Genomic DNA, 22,921 nt, shown 5'->3' with positions numbered 1-22,921 from the left:
GGGCCGCATCCCGTCACCGGGATGCGGCCCTTCGGCGTCACGCGGCGGTGGTGAGCGTGTGAATGCCGTGCAGCTGGGTCATGACGTCCCGCAGCGAGTGGCAGTCGCGCGGCCCCGCACCCGGCGCGGCCCATGTCGCGCCATGACCGTCCTCCAGTGCGTCGGCCGTCGCCGACAACGCACTCGTCACCTGCTCCACCTCGGCGGGCGACGGCCGGGGTACGCCGAGCTCGACCCGCAGCGCACATACGGTCGCCGCGTCGACGATGAGTTCGGCGGAGGCCGTCACGGCCGCCCAGTCACGCTTCTTCCCGCCGTACGGGCCCGGCAGTTCGGCAGCCGCCGTCTCGGCTGCCGCCTGTGCCTCGGCGAGCGCACGGTACGCGGTGTTGCGCAGGGCCAGACCCTCTGCGCCCGACCTGCGCGGGTCGTGCGCCCCTCCCGGTCCGGTCAGCACATGGCGCAGATACCGCTCCGTGCAGCGCAGGGTGACCGCGTATCGGTGCCCCACCCGCACCCGGGGATCGGCCAGCCGGGGAAGGTGCCCGACGAGCAGCACGATGGCGCAGGCCAGCGAGGTCTCCAGCAGCCGGGCCGGCGCGGCCTCCGTGTCACCTGCCGTGCGGACGAAGGAGAGCACCAGCACCGTGATCACGGCGGTCTGCAGACCGAAGTGCCGGACGGAGAACGGGAGCAGCGCTGCGCCCACGACGACCAGCGCCACCGTGGCCGGAGCGCCGAGCCCGCCGAGAACCGTGGTGCACAACAGAAACGCCAGGACTCCGGCGACCGTGCCCGCGAACCGGTTCACCACCCGGGAGAACAACGGCCCCATGTCCGGCTTCACCAGGAACGCGGCGGTGGCCGGCAGCCAGTACCAGTGGACCTCGTGCAGGATCAGGGCGACCGCACCGGTGACCGCGACACAGAGCGCCACCCGCAGCCCGTACTCCCGCCCCGCCGGCAAGACCATGCTCCGCCAGGACCGGGACGGCGCGGCGGTGTTCCGCGTGCCCGGGGCGGCAGCGCCGTGCAGCGTACGGTCGAAGACGACGGCGGCCTGAAGCAGCGCACGGTCGAACGCCGCCCGCTCGACCGAGTCCGACACCGGGCTCGGCAACAGCCCCGCAGGACCGCCGGTCCGCACGGCGGCGGCCAGTCGACGGGGTCCGTCGGCGACCTCGCGGGGGACGGCCCGCCCCTCCCACAGCAGCGCGATGCTCGCCTCGCACAGCGCGACCGCCGCGCCGAATCGTTCGGCGAGTGGATGGCCCGCGGCACCGACCCGGCCGGGCCAGGGCAGCAGCCGCATGAGACGCAGGGCCTCGTCCGCCTGCTGCTGCGCGGCGACCAGCCTGCGACGCGCAGCGGTGGCATGCGGCCCGCCGAGGGCGTTGAGCGCGTCCGCCAGGGCGTCGAAGACGTCGGCGACCGCCTCGTGCTCGCCGGCCGACCGTGCGGGCCCGCCGTGCCCGGGCGCCCGCAGGACCAGCCGCAACAGCAGCAGCCAGATCGCGCCGGAGAGGAAGCAGAGGGCCTTGGACCAGGCAGGCCCCGGCATCGGCATCCCCATGCCGATCGTGGTGGTGACCAGCATCTGGAGGGCCGCCGCCGACCACAGCGCACCCACCGCGCTCAGCGCACCGGAGAGCCACCCGACCAGGAAGAGCACGGGCACCGCGGCCCAGCGCCCGGCACTGTCGGCAACCAGGGCGCCGACGAGCAGTCCGAGCGATCCGGCCACGGCGGGCAGACCGATGCCCACCATCCCCTTGCGCCGGGTCCCCGGGCGGTCGTTGACCCCGGCGAGCATCGCCCCGAGTGCCGCGAGTACCCCCGGCCCCGGATGTCCCGTGGCGATACCGGCACCGAGCAGCGGCCCCGCCCCGAGCGCGCCGCGCACCATCGCGGTCCGGGGGACAGGGGCCGCACCCGGCTCACGACGTGGGCGAGCCAGGCGGGCGCGGGCCGTCGGCCGGACCGGACACCTCTACGAGCCGGGACACGCACGGCTGACCTCCTCTTACACCGGCCGGACACAGATCCGGGGCTGTCGGGGCGGGCGACGGCGGCCGCATACGAGCGACCGTAACCGGGTGATTTGTCGATAGGACGACGGTGAGGTTTCAGCGATGTGATCACCGCCCGGCCGACCGGAAGATGTGCAACCCCGGTTCGGTCCACCACCGCTCATGGGCCTCGGCGACCCGCGCCGCCGAGGCGGGAAGCGGCGGTGGCCCGATCGGACGCACCTTCGATGTCCCTGCTGAACTGCGGCAGAACGCATGGCTCTTGACACCCTTGATGAAGGACATCCGGCCGGTCGCGCGGAAGACGAGCACCGGGCCGCCCGTGATCTTGCTGTCGCGTACGGGGACGAGGTCCGGAGCGCCGTCGGCCACCTCCAGGCAGCTGCCGCCGCCCCGTTGCTGCAGGCCGACTTGCGTCAGGCGGCCGAGCCAGGGATCACCATCGGGGCGAACTGGTCGATCGCAGTTGCCCGTTGTTCCAGTTCCGCGGCATCGGCGAAGTGGTCCGCCACCTTCGACTTCCTGGCCGGCCGGCACAACCGTTCCAGATGCTCCCCGCTACCGAAAAGCTGGTCGAAGACGCGGGACTTGTCGATCTGCGGTTGCCGGTTCGCCGGCCCGAGCCGCCCGATGTACGAGCCCGAGCAGAACACCCGCTCGCCCAGCTGCTCCCGGGACAGCCCGGCGGCCTCGCGCAGGCGGCGCAACTCGCAGCCGTGGAAGGCTCGCGGATCGGTGTACCGGTCCAGTTCCTCGGGTTGCGGCATGTGGCGGAATGCAGCCGGACACCAGCTCGCCGGACTCGGAAACGACGTACCGGCCACCTCATCGTGGACGGCCCGGAATGCGATCGTGGATCAGCGGGTTTGCAACCTTCGCAGCACGCGGCACGAACAGTACAGAGAGCGGATGGCACCCATGGGCGAGTTGATCCTTATCCGGCACGGCGAGACCGAGTGGTCCCGGAACGGTCGGCACACGAGCCACACCGATCTGCCCCTGACCGACCTCGGCGAGCGTCAGGCCCGTGCTCTCGTGCCGCTGATCGCCGGCCGGAAGATCGGGCTCACCCTGGTCAGCCCGGCCCTGCGCGCCCGACGCACCGCCGAGCTCGCCGGCCTTGACTCGCCCCGTGTCACACCTGACCTGCGGGAGTGGGACTACGGCGGCTACGAGGGCGTGACCACCGTCGAGATCCATCGGACCCGTCCCTCGTGGAACCTGTGGACCGATGGCGTCACCCCCGGCCCCGAGGCGCACCCCGGGGAGACGCCGGCTGAGGTGGGCAAGCGTGCCGACCGCGTGCTCACCGAGGTCAGGACGGCCGCCGAACAGGTGGGGGACGCGGACATCGCTCTCGTTGCGCACTCCCACTTCCTGCGCGTGCTCACCGCCCGCTATCTGGGGCTGGCTCCGGCCGGGGGCGCCATGTTCCAGCTCGTCACGGGGGCCGTCTCGCGGCTCGGCACCGAGCATGGGCAGCCCGTCATCACCGCCCTGAACCTGGCCCTGCCCGAGAGTCTCTTCCCCGCCGCCGTCCCGGAGTCGCCCGAGCAGACCTGAGCATGTCCACGCCGTTCAGTCCATCGCGTCCGTCCCCATGTCGGCACGCATCGCGTCCCTCACCCGGGTCAGCGCCTCCAGCACCTGGGCGGCATGGTGCTCGTACTCCGGCATTCCGTGGAGGAGACCGTCGGCGACCGCGTCGCGCAGGTCACGGACCCGTCGGAAGTACAGGAGCGCAGGTTCGACGACTGCTCGTGGCGCGAAGACCTCGAACTGATAGCGCAGTTCGTAGCAGTCCGTGAAGCAGGCGCGGGCGGCCCGGGAGCGCTCCTCCGCGGACCGGGACCTGTCCCGCGCGATCGCCCAGAGCTCACTGCGCGCCTTGGCCAGAGCGGACAAGTAGGCGCTGTACAGGTCCCGTCGGCTCGTCCGCCACTCCCGCCTGGTCTCCCGCAGATCCCGGCGATGTTCGATGACCAGCGCCGAACTGAGGGCGATGACCGCGCCTGCGACCGTGCTGACGACCGTTATCCAGCTCATCGCGGCAGCGTAGGAGAGGGGAGGGCCCCCTGAACAGACCCTCCTGCCGGATCCCGGCGCGCCGGTGCGGCGCCGGCGGCGGCACGTATATTCGGCTGGTACGACACAGCGATCAAGCCTGTGACGTGGGCTTTTATGGCCCGGAGAACGACTGTGGACCAACAGCGAGGAGCAGGTCGATGACGACAACCGCGCGCGCGAGCGTGCAGCACGAGGACGACCGGGTGAGGGTCACCCGCTGGGACTTCGAGCCCGGGACGCGTACCGGCCACCATGTCCATGCGTACGACTATGTGGTCGTGCCGGTCGTCGACGGTGTCATCAGTGCCTTCGCGCCCGACGGGTCGGTGACCGAGTCGCAGTTGCGGGCCGGTGAGTCCTACGCCCGCCCGGCCGGTGGTGAGCACGATGTCGTCAATACCGGCAGTGCCTGGCTGGCTTTCGTCGAGATCGAGCTCAAGGGGACATCGGCTGCGGCCGTGTCGTCCTGAGCCCGAGCGCCATGGCGGGGCCGGGGATGCCGTCCCCGTACCTCTTCGGGATCCGTCCTCTTCGGGATCCGTCCTCTTCGGCATCCGCTGCCGGAGCGACGGCTGCGGTGGCGGATCAGTCTGCGTGCGACGCACAGCGTTTCCGGGGTTGTCGAGGCCAGCTACTGCTGGTCCGCCGCCCAGTTGGACGAACGAACGGCCGGTACCTCACCCGAGGTACCGGCCGTTCACAGGAGTGGAGAGTTCAGGAGATCAGTTCCACCTCCGCCAGCGTCCCCTCACCGTCCGGCACCAGGCGGTAGTGCGCGTACGTTCCCGCCGTGCCCACCGAGAACACCCGGGTCTGCTTGTCCCAGGCGAACGACTGCCCGGACCGCTTGTCGAGGTCCTTCCACGTCGTGCCGTCCGTCGAGCCCTGCAGGACCCAGCCCGTCGGCGCCTTCGCCGCGGCGCCCGAGGTCAGCGTGTACTGGACCGCCTTCGTCGCCGACCCGACCGGGAGCTCCACCGCGCCGGTCACCGTCGTCGTCGTGGCCGACGTGTTGTCGAACAGCGCGCCTTCGCCCTTCAGGACGTCCTTCTTCGGCGACGGCATCTTGTCGTCCTGGGTGATCGACGTCGGGGCCGCGTTCTTGCCCGTGCCCCAGGCAGACGGCTTGGCGCCCATGTCGAACTCCAGGACGCCGCCCTTGGCGAGCACCTCGTGCGGCAGCGACGTGGACGTCCACTTCTTGCCGTTGACCTTCAGACCCTGCACGTAGATGTTCTTCGCGCTGTTCTTCGGGGCCTTGATCACGAGGTCGTGGCCGTTCTCCAGGTGGACGGTGGTCTTCGTGAAGAGCGGCGAGCCGATGGCGTACTCGCCACTGCCCATCACCAGGGGGTAGAAGCCGAGCGAGGAGAAGAGGTACCAGGCCGACTGCTCGCCGTTGTCCTCGTCGCCGTGGTAGCCCTGGCCGATCTCACTGCCCGTGTAGAGGCGGCCGAGGACCTCGCGGACCTTCTCCTGGGTCTTCCAGGGCTGCGACGCCGCGTCGTACATGTACGTGACGTGGTGCGCGACCTGGTTGCTGTGGCCGTACATGCCCATCCGTACGTCACGGGCCTCCGTCATCTCGTGGATGACACCGCCGTAGGAGCCGACGAATTCGGGACCGGCCGTCTCCGGGGTGGAGAAGTACGTGTCGAGCTTCTTCGCCAGGCCGTCGCGGCCGCCGTACAGGTTGGCCAGACCGCGGCTGTCCTGCGGAGCCGTGAACGCGTAGCCCCAGCCGTTCGTCTCCGTGTAGTCGTAGCCCCAGATGCGCGGGTCGTACGTGTCGGAGGCGACCCGCCAGTCACCCTTGGCATTTCTGCCCTGGAAGAAGCCCGCCTTGGAGTCGAACAGCTCGACATAGTTGCGGGCCCGGTTCAGGAAGTACTCCGACTCCTCCTTGTACCGCTCCTTCTTCGTCTTCCTGTAGAGCGCCTGGCCCATCTGCGCGAGGCCGTAGTCGTTGAGGTAGCCCTCCAGCGACCAGGACAGACCCTCGTGCGTCGACGTGTTCGCGTATCCCACGAACGGGGACGTCACCATCCCCTTCCGGCCCACACCCGACGACGGCGGAACCACCGTGGCGTTCTTCAGGGCCGCCTCGTACGCCGCCTCGCCGTCGAACTTCACGCCCTTGACGTACGCGTCCGCGAACGCGACGTCCGACGAGGTGCCGGTCATCAGGTCGGCGTAGCCGGGGGAGGACCAGCGGGAGATCCAGCCGCCGTCCTTGTACTGCTGGACGAAACCGTCGACCATCTCGCCGGCCTTGTCCGGCGTGAGGAACGAGTACGCGGGCCACGTCGTCCGGTAGGTGTCCCAGAAGCCGTTGTTGACGTACACCTTGCCGTCGACGATCTTCGCCCCCGTGTGGGTGGGGGTGTCCGGGCCGATCTGCGGGGAGAACGGGCTGGCGTACTGGTCCTTGCCGCCGACCCGCTCGAAGCCCGAGTTCGGGTAGAGGTACAGCCGGTACAGGCTGGAGTAGAGCGTCGTCAGCTGGTCGGCGTCGGCGCCCTCGACCTCCACCCGTCCCAGGATGTCGTCCCAGGCCTGCTGCGCCCGGTCCTCGACGCGGCCGAAGGAGCGGGACGCGGGGATCTCGGCGGCGAGGTTCTGCTTCGCCTGGTCGATGCTGATCAGCGAGGTGGCCAGACGGAGGTTGACCGTACGGTCCTTGCCGGCGTCGAAGCGGAGGTAGCCCGTCACGTCGTCACCGCCGCCGCCCTTGAGCTTGCCGCTCGCGGTGACCGGGGCGTCGAAGACGCCGTAGACGAAGAGTCGGGTGGCGCCGGTGGAGAGGCCGCTCTTCACGTCGGAGAAGCCGGTGAAGGAGCTGGTCCCCGGGTCGAGAGTGAGTCCGCCGTCGTTGGAGATGTTGTCGAAGACGATGGACGCGTCGTCTCCGGGGTACGTGAACCGCATCCGCGCCGCGTGGTCGGTCGGCGTCATCTCGGCCTTGAGGCCGTTCTCGAACGTCACTCCGTAGTAGTGCGGCTTCGCCGTCTCGTTCTCGTGCTTGAACGGCAGCGCGCGCGCCGTGCGGGAGGCGTCCGGGGTGTCCTTGGCCACCGACGGCATCAGCTGGAACGTCTGCCGGTCGCCCATCCACGGGCTCGGCTCATGACTCGCGCTGAACGCCTGGAGAGTGGGCAGGTTGTCGTCGTTGTTGGCGCGCTGGTAGTCGTACAGCCAGCTCGTCGAGGCGGCGTTGGTGACCGGCGTCCAGAAGTTGAAGCCGTTCGGGACAGCGGTGGCGGGGAAGTTGTTGCCACGCGAGAAGCCGCCGCTGGAGTTGGTGCCCCGTACCGTCGACGCGTAGTCGGACAGGTGCGCCCGGCGCCCCTCCGGGGCCTTCGGGGCGATCTTGATGTCGTCGATCCAGCCCTGGAACTTCGCCGGGCCCTTGGGGGAGTCGTACGCCACCAGGATCCGGTCGACGGTCTTCCCGGCGGCGACCGTGCCGATGCGCGAGGCGACCTTGTTCCACTGGTTGACGTACAGCCGCTTGGCGTCGGCCTGGCCCTGCGGGGTCAGCGGACCGCCGTGGCTGTCGGTGGCACCCAGATCGCTCAGGTACGTGCCGTCGGTGAACGCGAGGTCGACCGCCACGTGCGTGGCCGGGTACGAGAGGTCCGTCTCTCCCATCTGCGGGTAGACGAGGTAGGAGAGCTCGGTGTCCCGGGTGACGGCCGTGTCGACGTCGAAGATCTTGTTGTACGAGTACGCCCGGCCGTCCGCCTTGTGCGTGCCCGCGTAGCGCAGAGCCTTCTTGCCCGTGAAGCCCGCGCCGGCCTTGGCCGTGGGGGAGCCGGACGGACCGCGGTCGATCTGACTGCGCATCTCGTCGGGCGCCGGCGTGCCGGTGTTGCCGTCGGAGAACTGGACGTCGGCGAGCTGAGTGATGTTCGAGGCGCCGTTGTTCTTCGTGATGTCCAGACGGAAGTGCTGGTAGGCCGTGTCGGTCGTGATGTCGTACGACTTGGTCTGGAAGCGCTCGCTGAAGGACTGGTCGGTCCGGGAGTCGAGGTCCACCCACGTCCTGCCGTCGGCGGAGCCCTGGAGCGTCCAGTTCCTCGGGTCGCGCTCGTCGTAGTCGTTGGCCGAGGTGAGCGCGTAGGTCACGACCTTGACCGGTTCGGCGAGATCGAACTCCAGCCAGCCGGTGGGCTCGAAGGTCAGCCACTTGGTGGCGGACTCCCCGTCGATGAGGTTCTCCTTCACCTCACCACCGCCGGTGTTCTCGTCACTGGCGCGGACATCCGTGACCTTGTCCGTGACATTGCCCGGTATTCCGGATGAGAAGCCGCCATCGATACCCGACGACCGCTTCGTCCCGTCAGACCCCTCCTCGACGGTATTGCGCCAGTCCGGCTGCTTTTCGTCTGCCTCGAACGAGGAGGTGAACGTCTGGTCGGCTGTGGGCTTTTCACCCCTTTCGAGGGAACGTGCCGACTGGGCGACGGCCGCCGTCGGGGCGGTCGCGACCAGGACCAGTGAAGCCGCAATGAGTGCGGCTGTGCGGCTTTGTCTCTTGCGAGAACCATGTCGGGGCTGCATGCCGAGCCAATCCTCCCGAGGAAGTGCGCGGTGGACAACGTTGTCAGAGCGATGCGCAGGATCCAGTAGGGAGCCAAGTGGCTGGATGTGTCAAGGGTGTTGGGCACGAACGGTCGGGCGAATCGACCGTATTGCGGAAATCGTTACACCCGGACGAGGGCGCACGGGGCCCATGTATCTGCGAGGTCTCAACTCGGGAAAGACTGCAGTCCAAAGCTGCATTCGATCTTGCTCAGTTGGCTGCAAGTGGACTATACCTGTCGGCGTCTGCCCCGCCGTTTTCCGCGCGGGCGGACAAGGGGGCCGGGGGAACGGTCGAGGGGATGCCACGAGGTGCATCCGCCGCTCGATCTCCCGAATCCCCCACTGCATCCGGCAAGCCTGCAAAATCAGCACGACCCAAGCGCAACTGACCGCGGTGGCGGGGCCCTTCGCCTGAGGCGAATTTCGACGGGCGACCGGTACACACCGCCTGAGTCCTGGAGAAGGCGAGGACTTGAGCATGGGATCCACCTCCGGCCACACGAATGAGGGCCTCGGCCGTCGCGACGTGATCAAGCGGTCTGCCGCACTCGGTCTGATCACCGTTCCGACCATGAGCTTCCTGTCGGCGTGTGCGAGTAGCGACAGCGGCACCGACGACTCGGTCAAGAAGGGCAAGACGAGCGCCAAGAACCCGCTCGGCGTCAATGAGACCGCTGCCCTCGACGTCGTCATCTTCGACGGCGGTTTCGGACAGCAGTACGCGATCGACGCGGAGAAGAAGTACAACGAGGCCTTCCCCAAGGCCCCGAAGGTCAAGCACACCGCGACCCAGAAGATCCAGTCGCAGCTGCAGCCGCGCTTCAACGGTGGCACCCCGCCGGACCTGATCGACAACTCGGGTGCCGAGCAGATGGACATGGGTGTCCTCGTCGGCAAGAAGCAGCTGCTCGACCTGACGCCGCTGATGGACGCCCCGTCCATCGACGACCCGAGCAAGAAGGTCCGCGACACGCTGCGTCCCGGTGTCCTGGAAATGGGCCAGTTCGACGGCGACCCGGTCTGGATCATGTACTACGCGTACACGGTCTACGGTGTCTGGTACTCGCAGACCGCGCTGGACAACCTCGACGCGCAGTACCCCGAGACCTGGGACGACATGCTCGCCCTCTGCGAGAAGGCGAAGAAGAAGGGCATCGCCGGCTGGACGTACGCCGGTAAGTACCCGTACTACCTGCCGTTCTCGCTCTACCCGTTCATCGCCAAGATCGGTGGCCGGGAGGTTCTCGACAAGATCGACAACCTGGAGCCGAACGCCTGGAAGGACCCCGCGGTCAAGGCGGCGTTCGAGGCGTACTACGAGCTGTACAAGAAGGGGTACATCCTCAAGGGCACCCCGGGCATGACCCACATCCAGTCGCAGACCGCGTGGACCAAGGGCAAGGCGCTCTTCATCCCGAACGGTTCGTGGGTGGAGAACGAGGCGGCGCCCACCACGCCCAAGGACTTCAAGATGATGGTCGCGGCGCCGTCCAGCCTGGACGCGTCCGACAAGATGCCCTTCGGCACCATCTGGGCCTCCGGCGGTGAGCCCTTCGTCGTCCCGGCCAAGGCGAAGAACCCCGAGGGCGGCATGGAGCAGCTGCGCATCATGCTCTCCGAGGAGTCCTCGAAGAACTTCACCAAGCAGGTCAAGTCCCTCAGCGCCTTCAACGGTGGCACCGACGGTCTGACCCTGTCCACGGCCATGCAGTCCGGCGTCGACGCGCTGAAGAAGGCCGGCGACAACGTGGTGAACCCGCGCCTGCAGGACTGGTACGTGAAGCTCCAGAAGGAGCAGATCGGCGTCGCCGGCATCGGCGAGATGATGGCGGGCCGCGCGACCCCGGCCGAGGCCATCCAGAAGATCCAGGCCTTCGCGGACGCGGCGGCCAAGGACCAGTCCATCAAGCACTACAAGCACCAGTGAGCAACCGTCACCAGCGGCGGCACCCGCGGAAAGATCGGGGTCGGTAAACGATGCAGCACGGCAAGTACCGCTTCATTGTGGGGTTCTTGACAGTCCCACTGGCGTTGTACGCGGTCTTCGTCATTTGGCCGTTCATCCAGTCCATCTACTATTCCTTCACGGACTGGACCGGTCTGAGCCCGGACTTCAAGATGGTCGGCTTCGACAACTACACCAGGATGCTGAAGGACGACATCTTCTGGAAGTCCTTGCAGCACAGCGTGTTGCTCGTGCTGCTGCTGCCGCTGGTGACGCTGGGCCTCGCGCTTTTCTTCGCCTTCATGCTCAATGTCGGCGGCCGACGGCGCAAGAACGCCACGGTCGCCGGCGTGCGGGGCTCGAGCTTCTACAAGATCGCCTATTTCTTCCCACAGGTGCTCTCGATCGTGATCGTCGCCCTGCTCTTCCAGTTCGCGTTCAACCCCAGTGACGGGATGCTGAATTCGACCCTGAAGGGCATCGGTCTCGGCTCCGTCCAGCCGGACTGGCTGGGCGATCCGAGCCTCGCGCTCATCTGCGTCATGTCGGTGCTGATCTGGTCGACGGTCGGATTCTTCGTCGTCCTGTTCTCCGCCGGAATGGCGTCCATTCCGAAGGACTTCTACGAGGCGGCGCTCCTCGACGGTGCCAACCGCATCACGACGTTCTTCCGGATCACTCTGCCGCTGCTCTGGGACACGGTGCAGTCGGGCTGGGTCTACATGGGAATTCTGGCGCTCGGCGTGGAGGCGTTCACGGCCGTACAGGTCATGACCGTGGGTCCCGGTGGTCCCGACTACTCGACCACGGTCCTGCCGCTGTACGTGTACCAGACGGCCTTCCGTGACGGCCAGGCAGGATACGCAACAACGATCGGTGTCGGACTGCTCATCGTCACCATGGCCTTCGCGGCCATCGTGATGCGACTGGGCCGGCGCGAGCGGCTGGAGTTCTGATGAAGACCACTGACACCCCTCCCGCGCCTGCGGCGGACCGCGTGCCCGTGTCGACGGTGACCGTGCCCGGCGGCAAGACGGAGAAGAGCAGCGAGGGCTCCGTCCTCAACGTCTTCTCGCACGGCGTGCTGATCATCTGGGCGATCCTGGTCGTCATGCCGCTGCTCTGGGCGGTGATGGCGTCCTTCAAGACGGACGACTCGATCCTGTCGACGCCGTGGTCGCTGCCCGACAAGCTTCACTTCGAGAACTGGTCGCGCGCCTGGAGTCAGGCGCACATGAGCGATTACTTCTTCAACACGATCGTCGTGGTGGGCGGCTCGCTCATCGGTACGCTGCTGCTCGGTTCCATGGCGGCGTACGTACTGGCGCGGTTCGACTTCCCGGGGAACCGCTTCCTGTACTTCCTCTTCATCGGCGGGATGAGCTTCCCGATCATCCTGGCGCTGGTCCCGCTGTTCTTCGTGATGAACAACATGGGACTGCTGAACACGGTGCACGGACTGATCCTGGTCTACATCGCGTACTCCCTGCCCTTCACCGTCTTCTTCCTCACCTCGTTCTTCCGGACGCTGCCGACCTCGGTGGCGGAAGCGGCGATGCTCGACGGGGCGTCGCACACCCGGACGTTCTTCCAGGTCATGCTGCCGATGGCGAAGCCCGGCCTGATCAGCGTCGGTATCTTCAACTTCCTGGGGCAGTGGAACCAGTACATGCTGCCGACGGTGCTGAACACCGAACCGGATCACCGGGTGCTCTCCCAGGGCCTGGTCGAACTGGCCACCAGTCAGGGATACAAGGGTGACTGGTCCGGCCTCTTCGCCGGTCTGGTGATGGCGATGCTGCCGGTCCTCGCGGCCTACATCGTCTTCCAGCGTCAGGTCGTCGCGGGCCTGACCGCGGGAGCCGTGAAGTAGCGGCCCGCCGGACACCGCATGGACGGACGAACCGCCCGTCGGCCCTGTGCCGACCGGCGGTTCGTCCGTTCTTCGTGTCCGCACATCGGGGCCGGTCCGCTCATCCGAGGCTCGGACTGCTCAAGGTCTTGACGGGGAGTGCCCCAAAACGCTCAGCTTAGAGTTCACATGTTAGAGAAAACGGTAGGAGTGAGAGAGTCGATGGAGACTCCGGGGTCGCAGACATCTCTGCATCGCGCCAACCTCGAGCGGGTCGTGCGTGCCGTACGTATGGCGGGTTCGCTCACCCAGGCGGAGATCGCCAGAAGCACCGGCCTCTCCGCGGCCACGGTCTCCAATATCGTTCGCGAACTGAAGGACGGCGGCACGGTCGAGGTGACCCCCACCTCGGCGGGCGGCCGCCGGGCCCGCAGCGTCTCCCTGAGCGGTGACGCGGGCATCGTGATCGGCGTCGACTTCGGACATACGCATCTGCGGGTGGCGGTCGGCAACCTTGCCCACCAGGTGCTCGCCGAGGAGTCCGAGCCGCTGGACGTGGACGCCTCGTCCGCGGAGGGCTTCGGTCGGGCGGAACAGCTGGTCAAGCGGCTGATCGAGACGACCGGGATCGGCCCGGACAAGGTGATCGGAGTGGGCCTCGGCGTTCCCGGTCCGATCGATGTGGAGTCCGGCACGCTGGGCTCCACGTCGATCCTGCCGGGCTGGACGGGCATCAACCCGAGCGAGGAGCTCGCCGCACGGCTGGGCGTGCCGGTGTACGTCGACAACGACGCCAACCTCGGGGCGCTGGGAGAGCTGGTCTGGGGGAGCGGCAGGGGGGTCAAGGACCTCGCGTACATCAAGGTCGCAAGCGGTGTCGGCGCCGGTCTGGTGATCGACGGACACATCTACCGGGGGCCGGGCGGCACGGCCGGCGAGATCGGCCACATCACGCTCGACGAATCGGGTCCTGTCTGCCGCTGCGGCAACCGCGGATGCCTGGAGACCTTCACGGCCGCGCGGTACGTCCTGCCCCTGCTCCAGCCCAGCCACGGGCCCGATCTCACGATGGAACGGGTGGTCCAGCTGGCCCGGGAGGGCGATCCGGGCTGTCGCCGGGTGATCGGGGACGTCGGGCGGCACATCGGCAGCGGCGTCGCCAACCTGTGCAACCTGCTCAACCCCAGCCGGGTGGTCCTCGGCGGCTCCCTCGCCGAGGCGGGGGAGCTGGTGCTCGGGCCGATCCGCGACTCGGTGTCGCGCTACGCCATCCCCAGCGCCGCCCGGCAGTTGTCGGTCCTTCCGGGGGCCCTCGGCGGTCGGGCCGAGGTGCTCGGTGCGCTGGCTCTCGTGCTCAGCGAAATGGGGGATTCGACCCTTTTGGAGAGCACTCTGCCCACGGCCACACCTGCCTTCACTTAGATAACGAATGGCACCGTTGTCATCTCGTTAAGGATTTACTCCTTGACGCTGACGTCGCAGCCGAGTTGACTTCCAGCCACCTCGGCCGCAACGTCGCGGCCTCGTCAGGGAGGTTCGAGAATGAACACGCGTATGCGTCGTGCCGCCGTTGCCGTTGCCGCCACCGCGATGGCTGTCTCGCTCGCCGCTTGCGGGAGTGCCAAGGAGTCCGGCGACAAGGCCACGGACACCGGCTCCGCGAAGAAGGGCAACGATCTCAAGATCGGTCTGCTCCTTCCCGAGAACCAGACGGCCCGGTACGAGAAGTTCGACAAGCCGATCATCGAGAAGAAGATCAGCGAACTCACCGGCGACAAGGCGAAGGTCGTCTACGCCAACGCCAAGCAGGACGCCACGCTGCAGACGCAGCAGGTCGACACCATGATCACCAACAAGGTCGACGCGCTGATCCTCGACTCGGTGGACTCCAAGGCCATCGCGGGCGCGGTGAAGAAGGCCAAGGACGCGGGCATCCCCGTCGTCGCCTTCGACCGTCTCGCCGAGGGTCCGATCGACGCCTACACCTCCTTCGACAACGAAGAGGTCGGCCACGTCCAGGGCAAGGCCCTGCTGGAGGCCATGGGCTCCAAGGCCGACGGCGGCACGATCGTGATGATGAACGGCGCGATCACCGACCCGAACGCCGCGCTCTTCAAGAAGGGTGCCAAGGCGGAGCTCGACGGCAAGGTCAAGGTCGGCAAGGAGTACGACACCAAGGAGTGGAAGCCGGAGAACGCCAACGCCAACATGGAGGCGGCGATCTCGGCCCTGGGCAAGGGCAAGATCGACGGCGTCTACTCCGCCAACGACGGCATGGCGGGCGGCATCATCACCGCCCTCAAGGCCGCCGGTCTCTCCAAGCTCCCGCCGGTGACCGGCCAGGACGCCGAACTGGCCGGCGTGCAGCGCATCGTCGCCGGTGAGCAGTTCATGAGCGTCTACAAGCCGTACGGCCCCGAGGGCGAGGCCGCTGCCGCGATGGCCGTGGCGCTGGCCCAGGGCAAGAGCCTCGACTCGATCGCCACCTCCACGGTCGACAGCCCCACCAACAAGGGCGTTCCCACGTTCCTGGTCCCGGTCGTCTCGCTGACCAAGGACAACATCAAGGACACCGTCCTCAAGGACGGCGTCTACACGCTGGACGAGATCTGCACGGCCAACTACAAGGCCGCCTGCGACAAGCTCGGCCTGAAGTAGGCTGCGCCCTCGCCGTGAGCGCGGTCGGGCAATCGCCTTGTGTGCAAGGCGAGTTGACCGCGCTCCGGCAGCAAGTCGGCTGATTCCTCGGCGACTTGCATCCTTGAAGCCTGTCCGGCGCCCCGCACATCAACCGTCCCGCTATCGGGCGGGGCGCCGGGCGGAACGCCTCCGCACTCTTTTGTTCTCTTCTGCTCGACCACCGCGCCCTCCCCCGGCGCGGCATCCCCGCCGGTCAGGCGGCGAAGGAGATGGTTCACGTGTCCGCTACGCCCGTGTTGGCGTTGCGAGGGGTCTCCAAGCGATTCGGTGCCGTTCAGGCGCTCACCGATGTAGAGCTCGAGGTCCACGCCGGCGAGGTGGTCGCCCTGGTCGGCGACAACGGCGCCGGTAAATCAACGCTGGTCAAGACGATCGCCGGGGTTCACCCCATCGATGACGGAGTCATCGAGTGGGAGGGCAAGGGCGTCCAGATCAACCGGCCGCACGACGCCCAGAACCTGGGCATCGCGACCGTCTATCAGGACCTGGCGCTCTGCGACAACATCGATGTCGTCGGCAACCTCTACCTCGGCCGGGAGCTCCGTAAGTTCGGTGTCCTCAACGAGGTCGAGATGGAGCGCCGCTCCCGCGAGCTTCTCAGCACGCTGTCGATCCGCATACCCAGCGTCCGTATCCCGATCGCCTCGCTCTCCGGCGGTCAGCGCCAGACCGTGGCCATCGCCCGTTCGATGCTCGGCGAGCCGAAGCTCGTCATCCTCGACGAGCCGACCGCGGCCCTCGGTGTCGAGCAGACCGCCCAGGTCCTCGACCTCGTCGAGCGGCTGCGCGAGCGCGGTCACGCGGTGATCCTCATCAGCCACAACATGGCCGACGTCAAGGCGGTCGCCGACAAGGTGGCCGTGCTCCGGCTGGGCCGCAACAACGGCGTCTTCGACGTCGCGACCACCTCGCAGGAAGAGATCATCTCCGCGATCACGGGCGCCACGGACAATGCCGTGACCCGCCGCGCGGCGCGCAACGGGGAGGCCCAGAAGTGAGCACCGACAACACCTCCAAGCCGATACTGGCGAAGACTGCCGACGCGCCCGCCGAGAACCCCGCGGCGGCGGACGGCTCCGTCACCGCTGTCGACCCCCGGCTGCTCGTCCGCGAGCAGGGCCTCTCCGGATACCTCGGCGAGTTCAAGCGCAAGATGAAGGCCGGCGACCTGGGCTCGATCCCCGTCGTCGTGGGCCTGATCATCATCTGGGCGATCTTCCAGAGCCTCAACTCGAACTTCCTCACCGCGGGCAACCTCTCGGACATCTCGGTCGCCATGGTCGGCACCGGCATGATCGCGGTCGGCATTGTCTTCGTCCTGCTGCTCGGCGAGATCGACCTCTCGGTCGGCTCGGTCAGCGGTGTCGCGGGCGCCACCTTCGCGGTCCTCAATGTCACCCACGGCATGTCCGAGTGGCTGGCCCTGATCCTGGCGATCCTCACCGGCGCAGCGGCCGGCGCGATCCACGGCTACGTCTTCGCCAAGATCGGTGTCCCCGCCTTCGCCGTCACCCTGGCCGGTCTGCTGTTCTGGAACGGCTTCATGCTCCAGATCCTCGGCTCCAACGGCACCATCAACCTCGACTCCGAGGGTCTGGTCGCCAAGCTGACCAGCTACTACTTCAGCGATGTCGCGGCCGGCTACGGCCTTGCCGCAGTCGCCGTGGCGGCGTACTTCCTGTCGTCCTTCTTCGACAACCGTCGCCGTGAGGCGGTGGGCGTCCCGTCCCGCCCGCTCAGCGAGATCATCGTGCGCACGGTCGCGCTGGCCGTGGTGGCCTTCGCCGTCGCCATCATGTTCAACCAGTACAAGGGTCTGCCGCTCGCCGTGGTGATCTTCCTGTTCATGCTGGTGGCGACCGACTTCGCCCTGCGCCGCACCTCGTACGGCCGCAAGGTCTTCGCGCTCGGTGGCAGCGTCGAGGCGTCCCGCCGCGCCGGTATCAACGTGGTGATGATCCGGACCTCGGTCTACGCGATCTCCGGCACCTTCGCCGCCATCGGCGGACTCTTCATCGCCTCCAAGATCACCTCCGCCAACCAGGGCGCGGGCAGCGGTGAGCTTCTGATGAACGCCATCGCGGCGGCCGTCATCGGTGGCACCAGCCTCTTCGGCGGCCGCGGCCGCACCTGGAACGCGCTGCTCGGTGTGCTGGTCATCATCTCGATCCAGTACGGCCTCGCCCTGCAGGGCATCGCCTCGCCGATCCAGTACATGATCACCGGTGGTGTGCTTCTCGCCACGGTCGTCATCGACGCAGTCACCCGCAAGACCCAGAAGACGGCGGGCCGCGCCTGACCGCGGAACCCGCGCGTGTGCCCGGCATCCATCGCGGTGCCGGGCACACGCACGTACGCAGGCACGTACGCATCAAAGGGAACGTCCGCAGCCGATCCGGTCCCGAACACGCCGCCCGATGACCTCGCGCGCGGAGGGAACATTAGACTCATCGGATCGGCATGCTCGACCAGCTCGAAACGCAAGGAGGCACGGGTGGCTCTGCTGACCCGCATCGGTGGACCGCGTGACCTGGACCGGCTCACTCCCGAGCAGCTGGACCAGCTCGCCGAAGAGATCCGGACCTTCCTCGTCGACGCCGTTTCCAAGACCGGTGGCCACCTCGGCCCCAACCTGGGTGTGGTCGAGCTGACCATCGCCCTGCACCGGGTCTTCGATTCGCCGAAGGACAAGGTGCTTTTCGACACCGGCCACCAGAGCTATGTGCACAAACTGCTCACCGGTCGCAAGGACTTCTCGAAGCTCAAGAGCAAGGGAGGCCTGTCCGGTTACCCCTCGCGCGCCGAGTCCGAGCACGACATCATCGAGAACTCGCACGCCTCCACCGTCCTCGGCTGGGCCGACGGTCTCGCCAAGGCCAACGAGGTACTGAAGAAGGACGACCATGTCGTCGCGGTCATCGGTGACGGCGCGCTCACCGGCGGCATGGCCTGGGAGGCGCTGAACAACATCGCCGCCGCCAAGGACCGTCCGCTCGTCATCGTCGTCAACGACAACGAGCGCTCCTACGCCCCGACCATCGGCGGCCTCGCCAACCACCTCGCCACCCTGCGCACCACCGACGGCTACGAGCGTTTCCTGGCCCGCGGCAAGGACATCCTGGAGCGCACCCCCGTCGTCGGGAAGCCGCTGTACGAGACGCTGCACGGCGCCAAGAAGGGGCTGAAGGACTTCATCGCCCCGCAGGGCATGTTCGAGGACCTCGGTCTGAAGTACGTCGGCCCGATCGACGGCCACGACATCGAAGCCCTGGAGTCCGCACTGCAGCGGGCCAAGCGCTTCGGCGGCCCGGTCATCGTGCACTGCCTCACCGAGAAGGGCCGCGGCTACACCCCCGCCCTCCTCGACGAGGCCGACCGCTTCCACGCCGTCGGCAAGATCCACCCCGACACCGGCCTCCCCATCGCCACCTCCGGCCTCGACTGGACGTCCGTCTTCGGCGAGGAGATGGTCAAGCTCGGCAAGGAGCGCAAGGACATCGTCGCGATCACCGCGGCCATGCTCCAGCCGGTCGGTCTCACCAAGTTCGAGAAGGAATTCCCGGACCGGATCTACGACGTCGGCATTGCCGAGCAGCACGGCGCGGTCTCCGCGGCGGGCCTCGCCACCGGCGGACTGCACCCCGTCTTCGCGGTGTACGCCACGTTCCTCAACCGGGCCTTCGACCAGGTCCTCATGGATGTCGCACTGCACAACTGCGGCGTCACGTTCGTCCTGGACCGGGCGGGTATCACCGGCACCGACGGTGCCTCGCACAACGGCATGTGGGACATGTCGATCCTGCAGTGCGTGCCGGGCCTGCGGATCGCGGCTCCGCGCGACGCCGACCAGGTCCGCGCCCAGCTGCGCGAGGCCGTCGAGGTCGACGACGCCCCGACCGTGGTCCGCTTCTCCAAGGGGGCGGTCGGCCCGTCCGTCCAGGCGGTCGGCAAGGTCGGTGGCATGGACGTGCTCCGCAGGGCCGACACGGCCCGCCCGGACGTCCTCCTGGTGTCCGTCGGCGCCCTCGCCCCGATGTGCCTGGAGATCGCCGATCTGCTGGACGCCCAGGGCATCACGACGACGGTCGTCGACCCGCGCTGGGTCAAGCCCGTCGACGAGGCCATGGCGCCGCTCGCCGAGCAGCACCGCGTCGTCGTCACCGTCGAGGACAACAGCCGGGCCGGCGGTGTCGGCTCCGCTGTCGCCCAGGCGCTGCGCGACGCCGGGGTCGACGTACCGCTGCGCGACTTCGGTATCCCGCCGCGCTTCCTCGACCACGCCTCCCGCAAGGAGGTCATGGCCGAGATCGGGCTGACCGCGCCGGACATCGCCCGTCAGGTGACCGGGCTCGTCGCCAAGCTGGACGGCCGCTTCGACAGCGGCGCCGACAGCCGCTCCGTGATCGAACCCGCGCGCGACTGACCGGTTCGAGCACGGTCCCCGCGACCGGCGAGCGATACGGCAGATGGGCCGGTCGGCCACCCTGTACGGGTGGTTCGACCGGCCCATCTGCGTGAAATCGCCCGGTGCGGGCCTCCCGCGACCGATTGAGGTCCCAATCATGGCGTACACGACGAGTGCGTGGAGGTACGCCGGTGACTGCCCAGCAGGACACACCACCCAGGAAGGGCGGACTGTTCCGGACCAAGACGGTCGAGCAGTCCATCCTCGATACCGAGGAACCGGAGCACGCGCTCAAGAAGTCACTCTCCGCCCTGGACCTCACGGTCTTCGGGGTGGGTGTCATCATCGGCACCGGCATCTTCGTCCTCACCGGCAAGGTGGCGAAGGAGACCGCGGGGCCTGCCACGTCCCTCGCCTTCGTGGTCGCGGGCATCGTCTGCGCCCTGGCCGCGCTCTGTTACGCCGAGTTCGCCTCCACCGTGCCGGTCGCGGGGTCCGCCTACACCTTCTCGTACGCATCGCTGGGCGAGCTGATCGCCTGGATCATCGGCTGGGACCTGGTGCTGGAGTTCGCCCTGGGCACGGCGGTGGTGGCGGTCGGATGGTCCGGCTACGTCCGCTCGCTGATGGACAACGTCGGCTGGCACATGCCCGACGTGCTCTCCGGGCCGGATGTGGCACCGGGATTCGGCTTCGACATTCTGGCCTTCGCCCTGGTGGTCGTTTTGACTGTCATCCTGGTGCTCGGCATGAAGCTCTCCGCCCGGGTCACGACGGTCGTGGTCGCCGTCAAGCTGGCCGTTGTCATGATCGTGATCATCGCAGGGCTCTTCTTCATCAAGGCCGCCAACTACTCGCCCTTCATCCCGCCGGCGCAGCCGCAGCCGGCCGGCTCCGGGCTGAGCGCGCCGCTGATCCAGCTGATGTTCGGCTACGCACCGACCAACTTCGGCATCATGGGGATCTTCACCGCAGCCTCCATCGTCTTCTTCGCCTTCATCGGCTTCGACGTCGTCGCGACCGCCGCCGAGGAGACCAAGCTCCCGCAGCGGGACATGCCACGCGGCATCCTCGCTTCGCTCTTCATCTGCACGGTGCTCTACGTCGCCGTCTCGCTGGTGGTCACCGGCATGGAGCACTACACCGAACTGTCGGTGAGCGCCCCCCTGGCCGATGCCTTCAAGGCCGTCGGCCATCCCGTCTACGCCGGGTTCATCAGTTTCGGCGCGGCCGTCGGCCTGACGACGGTGTGCATGATCCTGCTGCTGGGTCAGACCCGGGTGTTCTTCGCCATGAGCCGCGACGGGCTGCTTCCGCGGTTCTTCTCCAAGACGCACCCGAAGTTCGGCACCCCGTACCGCCCGACCATCCTGCTCGGCGTGATCATCGCTATCGTCGCCGGCTTCACCAGCATCAACGAGCTGGCGACACTGGTGAACATCGGCACGCTCTTCGCGTTCGTCGTCGTCGCCCTGGGAGTCGTGGTGCTGCGCCGTACCCGCCCCGATCTGCATCGCGCGTTCCGCACCCCGTGGGTGCCGGTGCTCCCGATCCTCTCGGTGGCCGCGTCGGTGTGGCTGATGCTCAATCTGCCGGCCGAGACGTGGCTCCGGTTCGGCATCTGGATGGCCATCGGCGTGATCATCTACTTCACGTACGGGCGCAGTCACAGCCGGATCAACCTCGATACCCGCCGTCCGTGAGTCAGTCCGCACGCGACGGCGGCAGCGGCCGCACGGTACGGGGGCCCGCGCACCGAGCCCCGTAGGCCGCCACCTGCTGCCGCAACTCCCGGTCGGCGGTGACCACGACGCAGCCGCGGCCCGCCGACCGGGCCGCTTCGGCGGCGACCAGCTCGACGATCAGGTCGTCGCCGCTGCCGGGCGCCGACTCCACCCGTACCCCCGGCACCGACGCGATACCGCGGGCCGCGCCCTCGACGACCAGTACCAGCTCGACGGGGCCGGGATGCCCGGGCAGACCGTCAGCGGCGAACGGGACCAGGGAGTCCCGCAGCCGCTCGGCCGCGCCCCGCCGGTCCCGCCACCAGCCGTCCGGCACCGACCCGAACACGTTGGCCGCGTCGACGATCACCAGGGTCTGTTCGGTCAGCATGCCGGAAGGGTGTCACGCACGATCCGTCAGCCGCCGGTGGCGGGGGACTTCTTCGCCGACTCCGGGATCGTGTCGTCCTTGCGGATCGCCTTCCAGAGGTCACCGGCCTGCGGCTCGGCCGCCACCACACGGTTCGGGTCCTGCTTGTCGTACGCCACCGGAAGCATGATCGTTTCCATGGTGCTCGGGTCCACGCCGTTCATCGACCGGCCGAACTCGGCAAGGGACTTCAGTGAGGCGAGCCCGGAGTCCGTGGTCAGCGACTTGGTGGCCGAGTTGGCGATCCTGTACGAGTTCGTCGGACTGCTCAGCAGATCCTGCGACTTGACCTCGCTCAGCAGCGCGAGGAGGAACTGCTGCTGGAGCCCGATCCGGCCCAGGTCGCTGCCGTCGCCGATGCCGTGCCGGGTGCGGACGTACGCGAGGGACTGGGTGCCGTCGAGCTTGTGCTGACCTGCCGTGAGGTCGAGGCCGGACGACTTGTCGTGGATGTCCTGCGGGACATCGACCGTGACCCCGCCGATGGCGTCCACCAGGTCCTTGAACCCGGCGAAGTTGATCTCCAGGTAGTGGTCGATCCGGACCCCGGACATCTTCTCGACGGTCTTGACCACACAGGCCGGACCGGCCAGCGAGTAGACGCCGTTGAACATCGCCCGCTTCTCGGAGGGCACCGTCGACCCGTCGGCCTTGGTGCACTCGGGTCGGGTGACCAGGGTGTCACGGGGTATGGACACGGCGACGGCCTCGGTGCGGCCCTCGGGTATGTGCACCACCATCGCGGTGTCGGACCGGGCACCGCTGACGCTGCCACCGCCGCCCAGTGCCTTGTTCTCGGCGCCGGCCCGCGAGTCCGAACCGAGGACCAGCAGGTTCTGCCCGCTGGTCGGCAGCTTTTCGGGCCGGTCGTCGCCCAGTGCCTTGTTGATGTCGACGCCCTTGATGTTGCCGTCCAGCTTGCTGTACAGCCAGTAGACGGTTCCGCCCGCGGCGAGGAGCAGCACGAGCACGATGCCGAGCGTGATCTTGAGGCCGCGGCGGCGCTTTCGGGGCGCTCCCCTTCGTTTCCGTCCGCCGTCGTGAGAGGTCGAACTACTGTCGCGCGGGCCCGGTGTCATGGCGTCGTGGCTCATCGTGGTCGAGTCCTCAATCTCATTGCCCGGGGTGGGCGGTGAAGTGCGTGGGACTCGGGTGGGGGGCATGACCGGTCCGAATGCATG

18 protein-coding genes are annotated in these 22,921 nt (G+C 67.9%); 11 read left to right on the top strand and 7 right to left on the bottom strand.

Translation table 11 applies throughout. The annotated features are described in order from the left end of the window. Positions 1–37 precede the first annotated feature (37 nt). The 3 genes from ACFU6I_RS26030 to ACFU6I_RS26020 form a co-directional block, all read right to left on the bottom strand. Entirely contained in the window at positions 38–1,906 is a 1,869-nt protein-coding gene (locus ACFU6I_RS26030; protein WP_384371050.1) for an FUSC family protein, read from the bottom strand. 232 nt (positions 1,907–2,138) lie between these two features. After that, positions 2,139–2,402 carry a DUF397 domain-containing protein gene (locus ACFU6I_RS26025; protein ID WP_384371048.1) on the bottom strand — a complete coding sequence of 88 codons (264 nt, stop codon included), beginning with the start codon at positions 2,400–2,402 and terminating at the stop codon, positions 2,139–2,141. Positions 2,403–2,446: 44 nt separating this feature from the next. Next, positions 2,447–2,797, bottom strand: a complete 351-nt coding sequence (locus tag ACFU6I_RS26020) for a helix-turn-helix domain-containing protein (RefSeq protein WP_384371046.1) — start codon at positions 2,795–2,797, stop codon at positions 2,447–2,449. Positions 2,798–2,948: 151 nt separating this feature from the next. On the opposite strand from ACFU6I_RS26020, the gene ACFU6I_RS26015 reads away from it, so the two are divergent. Continuing rightward, entirely contained in the window at positions 2,949–3,593 is a 645-nt protein-coding gene (locus tag ACFU6I_RS26015) for a histidine phosphatase family protein (protein WP_384371062.1), read from the top strand. Positions 3,594–3,608: 15 nt separating this feature from the next. Here ACFU6I_RS26015 and ACFU6I_RS26010 read toward each other — a convergent pair whose 3' ends face one another. Then, positions 3,609–4,076: a hypothetical protein gene (locus ACFU6I_RS26010; RefSeq protein WP_384371044.1), complete on the bottom strand. Its 468-nt coding sequence runs from the start codon at positions 4,074–4,076 to the stop codon at positions 3,609–3,611. Positions 4,077–4,255: 179 nt separating this feature from the next. Here ACFU6I_RS26010 and ACFU6I_RS26005 point away from each other — a divergent pair, with 179 nt between their 5' ends. Continuing rightward, positions 4,256–4,567 (top strand): cupin domain-containing protein, encoded by a 312-nt coding sequence (locus ACFU6I_RS26005; protein ID WP_384371042.1) that lies wholly within the window; start codon positions 4,256–4,258, stop codon positions 4,565–4,567. 244 nt (positions 4,568–4,811) lie between these two features. Here the strand turns inward: ACFU6I_RS26005 and ACFU6I_RS26000 are convergent, their stop codons facing one another. Next, a complete protein-coding gene (locus ACFU6I_RS26000) occupies positions 4,812–8,660 on the bottom strand; it encodes a GH92 family glycosyl hydrolase (RefSeq protein ID WP_384371040.1) in 3,849 nt (1,282 codons plus the stop codon). A gap of 502 nt (positions 8,661–9,162) precedes the next feature. On the opposite strand from ACFU6I_RS26000, the gene ngcE reads away from it, so the two are divergent. The 9 genes from ngcE (at position 9,163) to ACFU6I_RS25955 (ending at position 21,289) form a co-directional block, all read left to right on the top strand. Then, positions 9,163–10,611, top strand: a complete 1,449-nt coding sequence (gene ngcE / locus ACFU6I_RS25995) for an N-acetylglucosamine/diacetylchitobiose ABC transporter substrate-binding protein (RefSeq protein ID WP_345514106.1) — start codon at positions 9,163–9,165, stop codon at positions 10,609–10,611. Between the two features lie 50 nt (positions 10,612–10,661). Then, positions 10,662–11,585, top strand: coding sequence for a carbohydrate ABC transporter permease (locus ACFU6I_RS25990; RefSeq protein WP_384371038.1), 924 nt, complete (start codon positions 10,662–10,664; stop codon positions 11,583–11,585). Then, positions 11,585–12,502, top strand: coding sequence for a carbohydrate ABC transporter permease (locus ACFU6I_RS25985; RefSeq protein ID WP_384371036.1), 918 nt, complete (start codon positions 11,585–11,587; stop codon positions 12,500–12,502). Before ACFU6I_RS25990 ends, ACFU6I_RS25985 begins: the two co-directional genes overlap by 1 nt. A 201-nt stretch (positions 12,503–12,703) precedes the next feature. Then, positions 12,704–13,903, top strand: a complete 1,200-nt coding sequence (locus ACFU6I_RS25980) for an ROK family transcriptional regulator (RefSeq protein WP_345514103.1) — start codon at positions 12,704–12,706, stop codon at positions 13,901–13,903. Positions 13,904–14,023: 120 nt separating this feature from the next. After that, entirely contained in the window at positions 14,024–15,139 is a 1,116-nt protein-coding gene (locus tag ACFU6I_RS25975) for a sugar ABC transporter substrate-binding protein (RefSeq protein ID WP_384371034.1), read from the top strand. A gap of 251 nt (positions 15,140–15,390) precedes the next feature. Further along, positions 15,391–16,179 carry an ATP-binding cassette domain-containing protein gene (locus ACFU6I_RS25970; protein ID WP_328886390.1) on the top strand — a complete coding sequence of 263 codons (789 nt, stop codon included), beginning with the start codon at positions 15,391–15,393 and terminating at the stop codon, positions 16,177–16,179. Further along, the gene (locus tag ACFU6I_RS25965) at positions 16,176–17,480 is read left to right on the top strand and encodes a sugar ABC transporter permease (protein ID WP_384371032.1); all 1,305 of its coding nucleotides are present in this window, start codon (positions 16,176–16,178) and stop codon (positions 17,478–17,480) included. Before ACFU6I_RS25970 ends, ACFU6I_RS25965 begins: the two co-directional genes overlap by 4 nt. Positions 17,481–17,675: 195 nt before the next feature. Continuing rightward, positions 17,676–19,604, top strand: coding sequence for a 1-deoxy-D-xylulose-5-phosphate synthase (gene dxs, locus ACFU6I_RS25960; RefSeq protein ID WP_345514099.1), 1,929 nt, complete (start codon positions 17,676–17,678; stop codon positions 19,602–19,604). Positions 19,605–19,777: 173 nt separating this feature from the next. Further along, on the top strand, positions 19,778–21,289 hold the full coding sequence (locus ACFU6I_RS25955; RefSeq protein WP_384371030.1) for an amino acid permease: 1,512 nt from the start codon (positions 19,778–19,780) through the stop codon (positions 21,287–21,289). A 1-nt stretch (position 21,290) separates the two neighbouring features. Here ACFU6I_RS25955 and ACFU6I_RS25950 read toward each other — a convergent pair whose 3' ends face one another. After that, complete coding sequence (locus ACFU6I_RS25950) at positions 21,291–21,701, bottom strand: NTP pyrophosphohydrolase (protein ID WP_384371028.1); 411 nt, start codon at positions 21,699–21,701, stop codon at positions 21,291–21,293. A 26-nt stretch (positions 21,702–21,727) separates the two neighbouring features. Continuing rightward, positions 21,728–22,834 carry an LCP family protein gene (locus ACFU6I_RS25945; RefSeq protein ID WP_384371026.1) on the bottom strand — a complete coding sequence of 369 codons (1,107 nt, stop codon included), beginning with the start codon at positions 22,832–22,834 and terminating at the stop codon, positions 21,728–21,730. Positions 22,835–22,921: the final 87 nt, after the last annotated feature.

Origin of the sequence: Streptomyces sp. NPDC057486, from assembly GCF_042802415.1 — a bacterium.
Classification (GTDB): domain Bacteria; phylum Actinomycetota; class Actinomycetes; order Streptomycetales; family Streptomycetaceae; genus Streptomyces; species Streptomyces yanii.
This window is presented reverse-complemented; position numbering and strand designations above follow the sequence as displayed.